Raw genomic sequence first — 14,673 nt, 5'->3', positions numbered from 1 at the left:
CTTATGCCCATGATTTATTAATTTCCGCATAGATGGCTGCGCTGTAGCTCCAATGATGTGGATAACATAATACAGTTCTGCATAATGAAAGTACCAATAGAAGGAGGTACACCATTATGAAGAAGTACGACGAGTGCGTAAACACAGTGATGCAGTTCCTTACATCGAATCACTATGGCAGCACTGCAATCTATGAGCATCAGAACAGCTATAAGAGGATTAAGGAATGGCTGATATCCTCTGGTGCCTCATGCACACCAGAGGCACTGAATGCTTGCTTTGAAGAACACAGCGGGGAATTAATACCATCAAAACAGCGGCAGCTTAAGCATGCCCTTGTTCAGCTGATAGATGTCTATGAAACTGGCAGCATCCGTGATCAGCATGTCGGTTTCCAGATCTGCCCGTATGATCAGCTTACTTCTGTATTGAAACAGGAAGTAGACGAGTTTGTTTCGCATTGTCTTTCTGAAGGAAAACGTGCGTCATACGTAAAATCTCTTCAGGGAAAATGTTCGGATTTTATTCTTTTCCTGCAGAATCATGGTGTGACGACTATCCGCCAGGTTACATTTGATTTAATTCTCCTATACCAGAGTCAGAATAATTCCAAATCCAGGTGCACACGTGCGTCAAAGGAAAGTGCCGCACGTATGATGCTGGATTTCTTCGCTGAGCGCGGTAAATGCCTGCACGGGCACGCAGAAGCAATGACTATTCTCACGGGTAATCAGATTGTATTGGACACATATTTCATTCCAGCGGATTCCATGCGCCCTGCTGACCATTCTCTCTGGGAAACTGCCTCTTCTTTTCAAAGTGCGCTCAAGAAGAATCGGTACTCAAAATCTGTATACAATTATTATTATCGCAGCGTAGTTCTGCTGTTGATTTTTCTAGAGAAAAACGATCTTGCCCTCACTAAAGAAATTGCGGAACTCTGGTTTGAACACGCAAAACCATTGTCTGGAAAATCCTGGAAATCAATGCGGCGTGCATTGTATCAATTTCTTCATTTTGCGGATACCGGCGAGATCATTCCGTGCCAGACTACTTCACCTAAGCCAGTAAAGATGATTGATACCATACCTGCATGGTGCAGAGTCGAATGGGAAGACTTTCTAGCCGTTCTACAGAGAGAAAACCGTGCCCAATCTACCATTGAGATGTATCGGAGTTCAATCAGCAGATTTTGTCTATATTTCGATAAAGTTGGAATAACCGGGTTTGATCAGCTTACGCCAGAGATCCTAATTGGCTTCAATGCACAGGATAAACATGAAACCGCAGAAGGGAAAGCTGCTTATAACAGCCGAATCAGAAACTTCATCTGCTATCTCGAAGATAAAGGCATCATCAGCAACCAGTGGCTGCATACTGCGATTTCTTCCATTCATGCCCCGAAAACCAGAATTATTGATACTCTCCCAGAAGAAGCAGTTGAGAATTTCTGGAAAGTCGATCAGGAAGCCTTCACTCCTATGGAACGCCGGGATTATGCGATTTCATGTCTTGGACTTGGAATGGGTATACGGTCTTCGGACATCGTGTCGCTGAAGATAGCAGATATCGATTGGAAAAAACAGCAAATCAGTTTTACTCAGATGAAGACTGGAGTCTCTGCAGTGCTCCCCATGCCGGTACATGTAGGCAATGCAATCTACAGATATCTGCAGATAAGACCACAAAGCAGCAGTGAGAATCTCTTTATTCCTTTCAGAAGTCCTTACGATAAGGTCGGCCGCTGCGTTTGTCAGAAAGCACTGGAACGATTCATTGGTGAAAACAAAGGTTTTCATATCACACGAAGGACATTTGCGACTGCTCTTCTGAGAGGCCAAACAAAAGCTGCAGTTATTTCAGATTCTCTGGGACATCGTTCAGAAGATACTGTATTCAAATACCTGCACCTCGATGAGCAGCGTACCAGACAATGTGCCATTTCGCTGAACCAGCTTGGAATTTTCTGGCCAAAAGAAGGTGCATTTTATGGATAAGCACTATCAATGCGCCAGTGTCTTTGCGCCGTATATCAATGAATTTATTACACAGAAAAGAGCACAGGGCTATTCATATGACGATTGTGATTATTACCTGAAACGCTTCGATGGATTCTGTGTTGAACATCACATCAGCGAGCCAGTCATCACGAGGCAGCTCTTTGAAGCATGGATTGAAAAAGGAGCATCTTCTGCTGAAGGCAAATCCGGCAGGCACAAACGCGAGACAATATTCCGGGCCTTTTCGATCTATATGAACATCCTTGAAACGGAATGTTATATCCCTCATCACATCTGCCATCTTCCTAAGGTAATGCAATACCTGATGAGTGACAGCGATATTCAGGAATTCTTCAGTGTTCTTGATGGTGGAAGATGCAGAAATAATGATCCTGATCACATCCGCATGTATTCTGAGTATCGCGTCATGTTCAGGATGATCTGCTGCTGTGGTCTTCGCAATTCCGAAGCATGTGAATTGCGCCGCAGCAACATAGATCTTGAAAAAGGAATTATCACGATCATTCATTCAAAGGGAGACAAAGACCGTCTTGTCTACATGGCGGATGACCTGACCGAGCTCTGTCAATCCTACTGGCTCTGGATGACATCAGAACAAGGGATTCAGTCGGATTGGTTCTATCCTAGTAAAGATACCAGCAAACACATCATAAAACATTCAGTATGCCGCAAGTTCAATGAGATCTGGACTCAGACTGCAGCTTCCAAGCTCTGCGATAAAAAGCCTACCGTTCATAGTTTTCGGCATTATTTCGTGACTAAGCGCATGAATCTGTGGATGGAACAGGGCGTCGATTTAAATGCAATGATGCCATTTCTCAGCAATTACCTGGGACATGCCGGCGTTCTAAACACGCACTATTACTATCACGCTGTTGAAGACTCAATCAAGATAATCCGTAGCAAGGACAAGGTTTCTTCTGCTGTAATTCCGGAGGTAATTACTGATGAATAAGAAAGATTTCAGTACACTATTCTTCTCGAAAACGCGTGACTTCCTGGATAAGTATGAGGCACAGCAGCTAAGGCGAAGTGAAAATACGATTGAATCCTATCGCGACGGTCTCACTTCTTTCCGGCGCTTTATCACTAATGAGAAAAAGAAATCTATGCTTACTTTTACATTCAGCGACTGTACTAACGAGCTTGTTCTGGACTACATGGAATATCTGCAGAACCGCGGCTATGCCAAAACAACCTGCAACCATAGGCTGTCAGCATTGCATGCATATCTATGGTATGCCTCAGACTGTGACGTCAAGGTCCTGCCTGTTGCGCTGGCAGTATCGCATCTCCCGTTTCTTCGGGAAAGTGAAGTCGTCCGCGACGTGATCAGCAGCGAATGCATGGCCGCTTTACTCGCTGCTCCAGGGAATTCCAGGAAAATTCTGATCCGGGATACCACGATCATGGTAATTCTGTATGACAGCGCAATTCGTCTGAGTGAACTTCTCGATCTGAGAAAAAGCGATGTGAACCTATCCCGAAAAGATCCATATATCCGGATTCACGGCAAGGGAGATAAAGAACGCATTGTTCCTATTACAGATAAGACGGTTAATCACCTAAATCGGTATTACCAGCATTACCATAATGAGGGTTCACCACCTACAGACCTGCTGTTCTATACTGTCATTCACCGGAGAGTCAACCGGATGTCTCCTCAGAATGTACAGCGATTCATCAAAAAGTATGCAGAGAAGATCAGACCGGAGCATCCTGATCTTCCTCAAAGAGTCCATCCTCATATGTTTCGCAGAACCCGTGCAACAGAACTGTATCAAAACGGTGTCGATCTTGAATTGATTTCACGATTGCTTGGCCATTCAGCCTTAGAAACCACGAAAATCTACGCAAAGCCCTCTGTAGAGATGATGAAGAAGGCAATGGATCATAGCTTCTGTGGTTACGAAATGGAGCAGGAGCCAATCTGGGACTTGAAAGATGAAGAGGTAATTGCCAGGAATTTCGGACTGCGCTAAGAAAGATTATGCCTACATTTTTCTTATAAAAATCAGTAAAACTGGGCTTCTGCAAGGAAACTAATGATAAATAGAAGCTGGGCATAATGCTGAGGTATCATCGGGCAGACTGGGATCTGGCTGATCGCATCATGCTGGCAGCGGATCTCGTCCTGTTTGTCCTGGGCATCGTGAATATGAGGGTTCCGGTTTTCTTTTCTCTGGACCAATATGGGGATGTTGTGAATGCTCCGCATGCAGCCCTGGGATACCTTGGGTCGCTTTTTCTGTTTGGCTGTATTCTCATCCATGATTTCGTGACCATAGAAAAACTGGATCTGGAGAATGCAGTTCTGATTGTGTTCAATCTGGTGATTGCTTCTCTCGGCACGGCTGGTCTCTATTTCAATGGCGACGTGATCTCCATATGGGAATGCTATTCCATCTCGTTTCTGCTGCTCTATGTGGCGCTCGTAAGACTGTTCGCAAAGACAGACCAGGTGACTGGTCTGCCGAACAGGAATGCGTTTACGGTTTCCTATTACCGTCTGAAGAGAAAGCAGGTTCCCGTGGTTGTCTCCTTTGATCTGAATCATCTGAAACACTTCAATGATGCAGAGGGACACCGTTCAGGCGACCGGTATCTGCGGGCATTTGCCCAGACCGCTCTGAAACGCTTAAGCCCGTATGGGAAGCTTTACCGTGTGGGCGGAGATGAATTCTGCTTTACCTCCTGCTGTGATCCGGATCAGGTACAGAAGGTTCTGGAGGCCTTGTCCAAGCTTCAGGTCTGTGACCCGGAGTTCGGGAATTATCCGATGGATTTTGCATACGGACTTGCCATTCGCCATCCCGGAGAGACGAATGAGGATCTCTATCAGCGCGCGGATGAAATCATGTATCAGAATAAGCGTGAGAAAGAGAATGCTGGCAAGCAGATTTCATGATTGATTCCGGAACTATGAGGAACCTGACAGGATCATGAATGCGCATGAATCTGACAATTCCTGAGGATTTTCTTTTCCTGCAGCTTCGTTTTCTGCATCGGGTTCCGGATTCCTGTGCATGAGTTCATTTTCCCGGTTCTGTTTTTCAGCAATGATGATAAACTGAAAGTACCCGAAAGACTGAAATGACAGAACTGAGGCTCTGGTCCATGCGGAAAGAAGAAGCAGGATCAGAGGAAGCAATACCGCAATGTGCAAAGAATCTCAGGAATATCCGGATTTTTTATCGAGCAGTTTCTGCATAAGCCGGAATGTGGTTTCAGCAGGGCAGGAGTCTTCTCTTCAGCTAGGAGTTATCTTGGGTAGGGCAGAGCTGATCTGCAGATATTCTCATCTTAACGAAAGGAGCTTTGAAGGATACTTCGTATCCGGAATACTATGACAGCAGAAAAGATTCAGAATCATGACCAGCCGTTTGATCTGTTTTCAGATATCCCAGTGCCTTTTGCAGTATTCAGGCTGATCTTTGATGGTTCGCATAGCCGGGTGGTGAATACCCGGTATGTTTTTGTAAATGATGCGTATTGCCGGATGGCAGGATATCAGAAAGAAGAATTGATTGATCATGATTTCCTGGAGCTTTATCCTTCTGGCGGGCTATGGTTTCCTTATTGCCAGCAGGCATTGGCAGAGCGGAAGCCGGTGCATAAATGTATCTATTCGGAAGAAACGAAGCACTGGCTTGATTTCACGGTAGGTCCTGCTTCTCTTTCGGAGACGGTTTCATTCATCTTTACCAATGTCGATGAATCGATTCTGAAAAACCGGCGCGAAAGCAATACCCTCAATATCATTCTTAGAATTTCAAAGCTTCTGAACAACGGCGAAGATTTTGAAACATGCATGAATCATGCCTTGAAAGAGCTCAGCTCCTTTATTCATCCGGATCGCCTGTATGTTCTTGAGACAGATGGGAAGACCGTAAGCAATACCTTTGAATGGTGTGCAGAGGGAGTGACCCCGGAGATTCATACCCTTCAGAATCTGGATTATGATGACTATCTCGGCGGATGGGAGAAGTATCTGAAAAAGAGTTCATCTGTGCTCATAGCTGATATTGAGGAACTCAGAGAACACGATCGGGTTGACTATGAAAATCTGAAGCGGCAGGGAATTCACCGGCTGGCTGCTGCACCATTTTATAATCGCGGAAAGCTGATCGGGTATCTTGGCGCCGATAACTATGAGCTGAATGATCTTATCAACACGCAGGCGGTCCTGAATTCCATTTCCTACTTCATCGGTGCCAGAATCGTCAATCACCGGCTGATGGAAGATCTCAATCGCCTGAGCAGAGTGGATACTCTGACCGATGTGTTGAATCGCAACGCGATGATCGAGAAAATAGATCAGCTTGCCAGGCAGACTGTTCCGGCTGGCCTGGTCTATGCAGATGTGAACAATCTGAAGGCGATCAACGATTCAGAGGGGCATGAAGCTGGCGATACTGCCCTGCGTGATTCTGCCCGGATGCTGATAGCGGAATTCGGAAGAGAACATGTATATCGGGCTGGCGGCGATGAGTTTGTGGTAATGATGCCAGAGATCTCAGAGAAAGAATTCAACGCTAAGTACGAGGATCTTTCTTCAAAGCTGAATGATCTGAATTCCTATCTGTTTTCTTCCGGTGCATACTGGTGTTCTGACAGCAGCAGAATCGAAGAAGCGCTGCGGATTGCAGACCAGCAGATGTACGAAGAGAAGAGATGCTTTTATGAGAAATGCGGACTCGATCGAAGAAAGAACGGGCTTCAGAAACGATCAGCTGCATAAAGGGGCCTCTTTAATTGTTCTGAGAATATGACGATGATCCATGAAAAGAGCAGAGAAGATGCTTTTTCCTGTACTAGTGGTCAATTATTCAGAGCCCGATGCGGGGCATTCGTGATACACTGAGCTTGCCAGCAGTTCATGGATGCTGAGGACCTATGAACGGAAAACAACTCAAAAGACTGAATTGCTATGGGTTTGAAACAGAAGAGTATGATTCCTGCCGAGAACTGATCGGGGAGGAGAACTGGAAGTCTGCCCGGATTCTCAACCACATTCTGATGGTCATGATGGGGATTTATGCGGTCCTGTCCCTTCTGGGGGTGATCAATCAGGGATTTGCTCCTTATTATGGGGCTGCTTTTGGCTATACGGTGCTTGTGGAGATTCTGTTTCTGATGCCGCACCATCGAGATCCGGGAAATGCCCACACTGCCTGCATCGATATCGGCTCTGCCTGTGCGGGTCTGATGTTCTTCGGCATCATTGCCTCCATTGCGGATCCATCTCAGGTTGCTACTTCCTTTCTGGTCATGCAGACTCTTGTCGCCTTGTTACTCAATTATTCGCTTGGCCAGCTGATGCTTGTTGAATTAGGTTATATGCTGATCTTTGATGTCAGCTCCTATGCCGTCAAAGCTCCGGAAATCGCTGCCGGTGATGCGCTCAATGCATTCTCGTTTTTTCTGGTTTCCGGGTTCATTGCTTATTTTTTTCATAAAGAAAGAATTCATCACTATCTGATCAGCAATCATTACCATTTTATGGCGCATATTGACAGTCTGACTGGATTCCTGAATCATCAGTATTTCTTTGCGGAGACCGATCGGATTCTGACAAGCGGGCATGCTGAGGATCTTGTCTTTGCTGTGATCGATATCGATCGTTTCAAGGAAATCAATGATCGGTTCGGTCACCTGGAGGGAGATTACTGCATTCGGGCAGTTACTGCAAATGTGCTGTGGTCCCTGCTTCATACCGCCCCGAATTCCTGCACGGATCTGATCGGGGGATTATTTCCGGAAGGAAAGCAGGCTCACATCGAAAATCCGGATGCTTCCTATCGGGATTACCCCAGCTGGGGAACTGATCCTTTTGAAAAAGCAGCAGCAGCCGTCGGACGGATCGGCGGAGATGAGTTTGCTATGCTGATCGGCGGACCGGATCCGATGGAACGGGTAAAGCAGGTAGAGAATGAGATCCGCACCGTCATTCTTCCGGATGGAAGCCCTATTACATGTTCCATTGGCTGTGTGCGGATCAAAGCCAGGCAGAGTTCCAGGTCTGTGTATAAATGTGCAGATGACGCCCTGTATGAGGCGAAGAAGAACGGAAGAAATCAGATCCGGACTGCGGAAGAGAAATGATCTGCAAGGCTCACTGGGGAATGGAGATCCTGTTCAGTCGAGGGAGGCGCTTCCAATTGTCTGAAAAAACGTGTCAAATCTGCGGGGGGGTCAGGAATCTTCTGTTTTTCCCGCTGTTTCTCATCAGAGCAGGATGCACTGCTCCTGGTTTCTAAAGGGGGCAGCGAGTGAGAAGAAATTGCCAATGACGGGCTGGAATCCTCATCGTGCTGATCGTCGCAAGGGGGCAGAGTATATGAAAATTTATGAGTTTTCAGCTGATACAAGGGCTTTTCTGGAGAGTATTCCGATCCCGATTGCTGTGTACCAGTATGTGGAAGAGCAGATCAAGCCGCTTCTGGTTTCCAGGGCTTATCTGGAGTTTTTCGGCTACCGCAGCAGCGAAGAGGCCATTTTCGGTCTTGGCAGGGATCTGTACCGGAATGTGCATCCCGATGACATTTCCAGGATGGAACAGTATTCCTACCGCTTTGCGACGCAGAAGGATCATGATTACGATATAGTGTTCCGCAATAAGCGGGAAGACCAGACAGAATATCACGTGGTTCATGGAACCGGAAAATATATTACGGTAGATGGGGCAAGGCTTGCGTTCATCACGTATACGGATGAGAGCGCAGAAGCAGGCAGGGATCAGGTAGTCAAGGCAGTGCTTACGACGCTGTCGGGAAAGTATTCGCCATCGGCAGGCACTGAATTTGCAAAGTATTATGACGACCTGACGGGGCTGCAGAACATGACTCATTTTCTTGACAATGCGATGGGCGGCATCGAGAAGATCCGTGCGGATGGTCAGATCCCTGCGGTCATCTATTTTGATCTGTCCGGACTGAAAGAATATAACAGCAGATACGGACTCAAGGGGGGAGACCGGCAGATCCGCATCCTGTCTGAGCTGATCGGAACGCATTTCGGCAAAGAAAGTGCTTCTCGTTTTGAAAGCGATCACTTTGTCGTATATGCGGAGAGCGATCAGATTGAAGAAAAGCTGAATACATTGTTTTCCGAGATGAGTCAGTCTGGCGACGGAAACAATCTTGCGGTAAGAGCCGGCATCTTCAGATATGACGACAAGGCAGTAAGACTGACCGATGCATGTGACTGCGCAAGACTCGCCTGCGAATCCATCTCTCAGACCGCTTGGTCTGCAATTGCCTGGTTCAACCGCACGATTCAGGAAGACAACTCTCTGAAGTTTCATATCATCCGGAACTTTGAAAAGGCTCTGGAGAGCGGATGGATCCATGTCTATTATCAGCCCATCGTCCGCACCATGACGAAAACGGTATGCAGCTGCGAGGCGCTGGTGAGATGGATCGATCCGCAGTACGGCATGATTTCTCCGGGTCGTTTCATTCCGATCCTGGAGGAAACGGGGCAGATCTTCCAGCTCGATCTTTTCATGTTCGAGCAGGTGTGCAGAGACTACCTGCAGATTCTGAAAGATGGCGGAAGTCCGGTCCCGGTATCCGTGAATCTGTCGAGAAAGGATTTTCTGCATGATGATCTTCCGGATGCGATTGAACGGATTTCAAAGAAGTATGGCGTACCGAGAGAATTCACGAATCTGGAGATTACAGAAAGCTTCTTTATCAGAAATATCGATAAAGTGGATCAGTTCATCCGCCAGTTTCATCAGATGGGCTATAAAGTCTGGATGGATGATTTCGGATCGGGATATTCTTCGCTTGGGGTACTGAAGAAGTATTCCTTTGATCAGCTGAAGCTCGACATGTCATTTCTCAGAGACTTTGATGAAAAGTCCAGAGAGATCATTACGGCGATTGTGAGAATGGCGAAGAAACTGGAAATTTCTACCCTGGCAGAAGGAGTGGAAACCGATGAGCAGTTTCTGTTCCTGAAACAGATCGGGTGCGAAAAGATCCAGGGATTCTATTTTGCGAAGCCTATGCCGAAAGAAGAGATCGTTTCATGTCTGAAGAAGCAGGGATTGAGCCTGGAACTGGCCATGTGGCGATCCTACCTGACGAAGCTCAGCCGCATTGACTATCTCACCGATAAGCCGCTCTGTGTTCTGGAGGATGATGGGGTCAGAATGAAGCTTCTCTTTGTCAATGATGCCTATCGGGAAGTCCTTGCCAAGGACAATGTAAGAGATCTGAAAGACTGGGAGAAGAAGCTGAATACCCCTGGCGATCCGATCCACAATTTTCACAGACTGTATGCGGATCAGCAGCTCAGAAAGCTGAAAGGGCCGCAGACGACCGCCTATCCTTCCGGGGACCACTACATGCAGCTGACGGGCTCTGTTGCAGCAGTCCAGGATCATCACTTCATCTATACGGTCCATATTCAGTATGTGGAAGTGAATGTCCGGAATTTTCAGCAGGTGACCGCAGAGGCAATGAGCGACCTGTATTATATGTGCAATGATATTGCAATCTTTGATCTGGAACATGATACCGTGGAGGGCATCAAGTCTTCTCTCTCGGATCAGCCGATGGGAGTGGGAGAAGAAAAGAAGGATGTCGCTTCGGTGATCGGAGAGTGGAAGGAGAAGTACTGCTACCTTCCGGATCGGGAAAGGTTTGCAGAATTCATTGATGTCACAACCATGAAATCCCGTCTGCAGCAGAACCGGGATCATGATCTCAAGGGAATCTTCCGCAGTCTGACTGCTTCGGGAGAATACCGCTGGTTCCTTCATCTCATCGTGCCGATGCAGAGGTCTGATTTCCGCAAGGCACTCTATGTGACGATCAGAACTGAACTGGATGAGGAAAAGATTGTCAAGGTGATCTCTTCGCTGAGCGATATCAGCTATCGTCAGGATCAGGAGGGAATCACCGAGGGAGTTCTGTGGAAGAACCTGATTCTGAATGCAGAGCGCATGTATTTCTGGAAGGATCGCAGCCGCAGATTCAAAGGTGCAAGCGAAAGCTTCTTAAGATACTATCGGCTCAGCTCGGAAAAGGAACTCATCGGAAAAACGGATGAAGACATGGGGTGGCATATCGATCCGGCACCGTTCAGAGAGGACGAAGAAGAGATTCTCAGGAGCGGGAGGAAGATTTATCTCAGAAGAGGCCACTGCATCGTAAACGGCATGAACCGGGATATTATTGTCAGCAAGATTCCGCTCTACCGTGATGGGAAGATCATCGGGATTCTCGGTACCGTGGTTGATGCCGGAGAAACGCAGCGCTTTTTCGGGGAAGATCAGAAGCTATCTGCCATCGATCCTGTTACCGGGCTTGCCAATGCACGCGGCGCTTCGGACAGCATTAACTCCTATCTCAACGAGCGCTGGCAGGCCGGAACAGACTTTGCCATCATTGAGGTATCTGTTCCGGAATATGCGGAAATCGTCCGGATCTACGGAGAAAGCTCAGGGGAATGTCTGCTGAGAGAAATCGGCATCATTCTGCGGAAATGCGGCGGAACAAACAGCGTGATCGCAAGAATTCACGGCAGTCAGTTCTGCCTGCTGATGAAGTACAGAGAGAAAGAAGAAGTCCGGACCATTGCCGGAAATATCCGGCCTGCCATCGAATCCATACGGAAGGCAGGCCAGTGGAGCGGCAGCTGCAGCGTGAAGATCATGGCAACCTTCACAGATGAGTTCAGCAGAGATCAAAGCTCCTATGCGCGCGGAATGTCCGAGGTCATAGTCAACAGCAGAGACAGCGAAGAATTCTGAAGAACCAGACTGTGATAGGCGCAATGCATCCTGAAATCAGAAAGGCGATCTCTGCAGAGAAGCTGCTGGCGGATCTATCATTCTTTTCTGATGTACAATGAATATGGTGAACCTCCCCGCCTAAGTGCTGATGCACTATAGACAGGGCTTCCAAGGGCTTGTGTGCCCTCAGACTTCCGTCTGCTAAACGATTCGGTGACAGCACAGCACACAAGCCGAAACTTATCTACCCATCTGCACTAACGTTTCTCAGACTGATGTCAGGATCGTCAGACTGCTGCGGGAAGAGGAGAGCACATAGCCCTGTTGATCTTCCACAGGTCAGCTAACGTCCTTTGGGTTCCACTCCCGATCCCAGAGACTTTGGTCATAAGATCGGGTGATTCCATAAACAGCACGCGGATCAGATAACGGGCACCGATGCTGTAACTGGCGGAAAGATCACAGTTGTAGGTCTTTCCGCTTTTGAATACGCAGACGTCATAGGGCGTATCTTCGGATACTTCTCTTCCTCGTTTCACACGTCCGCTTCCGTCATACGCAAGGCGGCTGGTTCCCCGCGCATTGACATGTGAAACACGGATCCCGTAATGATGGGCAAGGCTTTCTACAGTATTCTGAATATCAGCGTGCTTCCACATCGTAAGCTTCTGCTTCTTACTGCCGCGTTTCTTTCCCCTGGTGTCAAGATACTCCATGACAATGACATCGCATTCGTTTGCAATGGCAAAGTTCATGATCTCCCGTGCGGCCTGATGCGCAAGGTTAGTATTTCTCCGCTTTGCAATATTCCAGAGCCTTCCGGAGTCATGTGATCCATGCAGAGACTGGAATACAGATACCCGATGCAGGGCATTGCTCAAGGGGTCTTTTTCTCTTCCGCGCATAATGAACTTACGCGCCAGGATAGTACCCCTTGAGTCCATGACACTGCATACCGCATCTGTATTAACACCCAGATCGACAGCACAGATCTTCTGCTCCGAGATCGGCTTCTTGGACAATTTCACTGTTTCCGTAACTGCGAATCTCAGTTTCCAGCATCCGTGTTTCTTCTCTAACACAGGAGCCGAGATCTCTGCATTTCTGCTTCTCTTTTCGAGATAGTCCGTATCCGTTTTTGAAAGACGAACGGTATCCCATACCCAGTCGTTATTGCGGAACACTTTAATCTGTGCCATGTAAGGCAGCACTTCGCCAGTCTCTTTGTCTATTACCGGCTTATAGGTATTGCCGCGATACAGTGCAGGCATCCGATGCCTGCAGGAATCCAGCTTCGGTGCTTCGCCTTTACAGCCAGCTGCTTTCCAGCTCTTCATGGCTGACTGATAAGCAGAAACGATGCCAAGAGCCTGCATGATAGCAGCTCTCCGATAATAGGACGGGAACTTCGGAAACTTCTGATCAAAGGAGTCGGATGAAGAGAACCCATTAGCAGAATGAACCATGCATTCAATCATTCTCAGGCGTGCAAACGAACTGTCTGTATCAGAAAGACTGCTCCAGTTTGCAAGAGCTGTCTGCACCAGACAGGCAACGGCATACGAAAAGAGATCCGCTGTTCTTTTCAGCGCATCATAGCTGTCCCGAATGTGTACGCCATAACTGCTTACAACCTGCATAGATACTCGCCCTGCAGACAGGATAGCAGATTCGGAAGAGTGTTTTAGCATAAGGAATCAGAAATACGGAATCATACAATCACCGGAACGAAACAGAGCACAATGGAAGCGGTGAGAATTTACATCCAGGAACAAGGAAAACGCGATAACGAAGGCTATCGACGTCATGCGGGCAGAAGAAAGGCGGCTAACCCCGCCTAAACAGCTTACGCTGCTATAGACAGGGAATGCGCCGCCACTAATTCAAGGTACTTTGGAAGGAGGAGGCACCGATGAAACGAGATGAGAAAGGCTTTACGCTTGGCGAGCTTCTGATTGTCACTGCTATCATCGGAGTCCTTGTGGCCATCAGCATTCCTGTGTTCAGCGGGCAGCTTGAGAAGAGCAGAAAGGCAGTAGATCTGGCAAATGTCAGATCGGCAAAAGCGGCTGCTGCGGCAGAGTACATGACAGACGGAGCGTCCGGGACCAGGACTTACTATTATGATGCCGCGGCGGGAAAAGTGACGGATCTTGATATTGCCAGAGCAAGGGTAGAAGGCTACGGGAAATCTCATTCGGCGTTTGATCCGGTCCGGGATGGTGCTTCCGGAATTCCGAATACCGGCAAGGCCAGCGGCATTGTTGCGGTAACGATCAGTTCTGACGGTACCCAGTCAGCAGAGTGGGAGCTGAAAGGTCTGGTCGATGTCACGAAAGATAATGTGAATGACTTTGTCCATAAACAGGAGGATGGAACGTATTCCCTGGAGTTCAGGCAGGGAAGTCTTTCATATGTGAATATCACGACAGGTTCTGTTCTGAAGAATGTTGCCGAAAAGAACCAGGTCACATCCATCGTTTTCGGAAAAAACAACCTGTTCGAAATTGTTGATAATCCTCTGAATAATGGGCATCTGAATAAAGGAATTGATTTCGGACGCGGAGATCAATCTGCATTGAAGGACTATTCATCTCTGAAGAAAATTGATTTTTCAGGAATAACGATTGGCTCAATAGATCTGTCGAATCTGTCGGCGGTGAATGTTCCTGATCTTGCAGAAGTGGTTCTGCCGGATCAGAGCGGACTGAAATTTGATATTGAAGGCAAATGGTATTATCTCAATGATAAGAACGAAAAAGTATCTCTGGACCAGGGAATGATGGACAAGAAAAACAGCCGAGTGGATCTGGACAAGTATTCTTACCTGAAAGGAAAGAGCATCTACAGAGAAAGCAAATAATCCGGGCGCAAGGATCAATATTCCTGGTGATCCTTCTGGCA

The 14,673-nt window shown here is 47.4% G+C and carries 9 protein-coding genes; 8 read left to right on the top strand and 1 reads right to left on the bottom strand.

Annotation, left to right across the window (positions count from 1 at the left end; genetic code table 11):
- The first annotated feature begins 116 nt into the window (after positions 1 to 116).
- The 7 genes from C7E00_RS09435 (at position 117) to C7E00_RS09400 (ending at position 11,787) form a co-directional block, all read left to right on the top strand.
- Entirely contained in the window at positions 117 to 1,997 is a 1,881-nt protein-coding gene (locus C7E00_RS09435; RefSeq protein ID WP_105304056.1) for a tyrosine-type recombinase/integrase, read from the top strand.
- A complete protein-coding gene (locus C7E00_RS09430; RefSeq protein ID WP_105303441.1) occupies positions 1,990 to 2,976 on the top strand; it encodes a tyrosine-type recombinase/integrase in 987 nt (328 codons plus the stop codon). Before C7E00_RS09435 ends, C7E00_RS09430 begins: the two co-directional genes overlap by 8 nt.
- Positions 2,969 to 4,003: a tyrosine-type recombinase/integrase gene (locus tag C7E00_RS09425; protein ID WP_105304055.1), complete on the top strand. Its 1,035-nt coding sequence runs from the start codon at positions 2,969 to 2,971 to the stop codon at positions 4,001 to 4,003. The genes C7E00_RS09430 and C7E00_RS09425 overlap by 8 nt, the downstream gene beginning before the upstream one ends.
- Before the next feature lie 86 nt (positions 4,004 to 4,089).
- Complete coding sequence (locus C7E00_RS09420) at positions 4,090 to 4,929, top strand: GGDEF domain-containing protein (protein ID WP_105304054.1); 840 nt, start codon at positions 4,090 to 4,092, stop codon at positions 4,927 to 4,929.
- A 438-nt stretch (positions 4,930 to 5,367) separates the two neighbouring features.
- Positions 5,368 to 6,762: a sensor domain-containing diguanylate cyclase gene (locus C7E00_RS09410; RefSeq protein ID WP_105304052.1), complete on the top strand. Its 1,395-nt coding sequence runs from the start codon at positions 5,368 to 5,370 to the stop codon at positions 6,760 to 6,762.
- Positions 6,763 to 6,917: 155 nt separating this feature from the next.
- Positions 6,918 to 8,126, top strand: a complete 1,209-nt coding sequence (locus C7E00_RS09405) for a GGDEF domain-containing protein (RefSeq protein ID WP_105304051.1) — start codon at positions 6,918 to 6,920, stop codon at positions 8,124 to 8,126.
- Between the two features lie 235 nt (positions 8,127 to 8,361).
- Positions 8,362 to 11,787, top strand: coding sequence for an EAL domain-containing protein (locus C7E00_RS09400; RefSeq protein ID WP_167836547.1), 3,426 nt, complete (start codon positions 8,362 to 8,364; stop codon positions 11,785 to 11,787).
- A gap of 269 nt (positions 11,788 to 12,056) precedes the next feature.
- Here the strand turns inward: C7E00_RS09400 and C7E00_RS09395 are convergent, their stop codons facing one another.
- On the bottom strand, positions 12,057 to 13,409 hold the full coding sequence (locus tag C7E00_RS09395; protein ID WP_167836546.1) for an IS200/IS605 family accessory protein TnpB-related protein: 1,353 nt from the start codon (positions 13,407 to 13,409) through the stop codon (positions 12,057 to 12,059).
- Positions 13,410 to 13,681: 272 nt separating this feature from the next.
- Between C7E00_RS09395 and C7E00_RS09390 the strand changes: the two genes are divergently transcribed.
- Complete coding sequence (locus C7E00_RS09390; protein WP_105304048.1) at positions 13,682 to 14,632, top strand: type IV pilin protein; 951 nt, start codon at positions 13,682 to 13,684, stop codon at positions 14,630 to 14,632.
- Positions 14,633 to 14,673 lie beyond the last annotated feature (41 nt).

Origin of the sequence: Anaerolactibacter massiliensis (assembly GCF_900290205.1) — a bacterium.
GTDB classification, from domain to species: domain Bacteria; phylum Bacillota_I; class Bacilli_A; order Erysipelotrichales; family Erysipelotrichaceae; genus Bulleidia; species Bulleidia intestinalis.
Note: the sequence above shows the minus strand (reverse complement) of the source record. Positions and strands in the feature narration are given on the sequence as shown.

What these genes read in the sequence shown, in the direction of transcription:
- C7E00_RS09435 (WP_105304056.1), top strand. Translation starts at nt 117, where the DNA reads ATGAAGAAGTACGACGAGTGCGTAAACACAGTGATGCAGTTCCTTACA.
- C7E00_RS09430 (WP_105303441.1), top strand. Translation starts at nt 1,990, where the DNA reads ATGGATAAGCACTATCAATGCGCCAGTGTCTTTGCGCCGTATATCAAT.
- C7E00_RS09425 (WP_105304055.1), top strand. Translation starts at nt 2,969, where the DNA reads ATGAATAAGAAAGATTTCAGTACACTATTCTTCTCGAAAACGCGTGAC.
- C7E00_RS09420 (WP_105304054.1), top strand. Translation starts at nt 4,090, where the DNA reads ATGCTGAGGTATCATCGGGCAGACTGGGATCTGGCTGATCGCATCATG.
- C7E00_RS09410 (WP_105304052.1), top strand. Translation starts at nt 5,368, where the DNA reads ATGACAGCAGAAAAGATTCAGAATCATGACCAGCCGTTTGATCTGTTT.
- C7E00_RS09405 (WP_105304051.1), top strand. Translation starts at nt 6,918, where the DNA reads ATGAACGGAAAACAACTCAAAAGACTGAATTGCTATGGGTTTGAAACA.
- C7E00_RS09400 (WP_167836547.1), top strand. Translation starts at nt 8,362, where the DNA reads ATGAAAATTTATGAGTTTTCAGCTGATACAAGGGCTTTTCTGGAGAGT.
- C7E00_RS09395 (WP_167836546.1), bottom strand. Translation starts at nt 13,409, where the DNA reads ATGCAGGTTGTAAGCAGTTATGGCGTACACATTCGGGACAGCTATGAT.
- C7E00_RS09390 (WP_105304048.1), top strand. Translation starts at nt 13,682, where the DNA reads ATGAAACGAGATGAGAAAGGCTTTACGCTTGGCGAGCTTCTGATTGTC.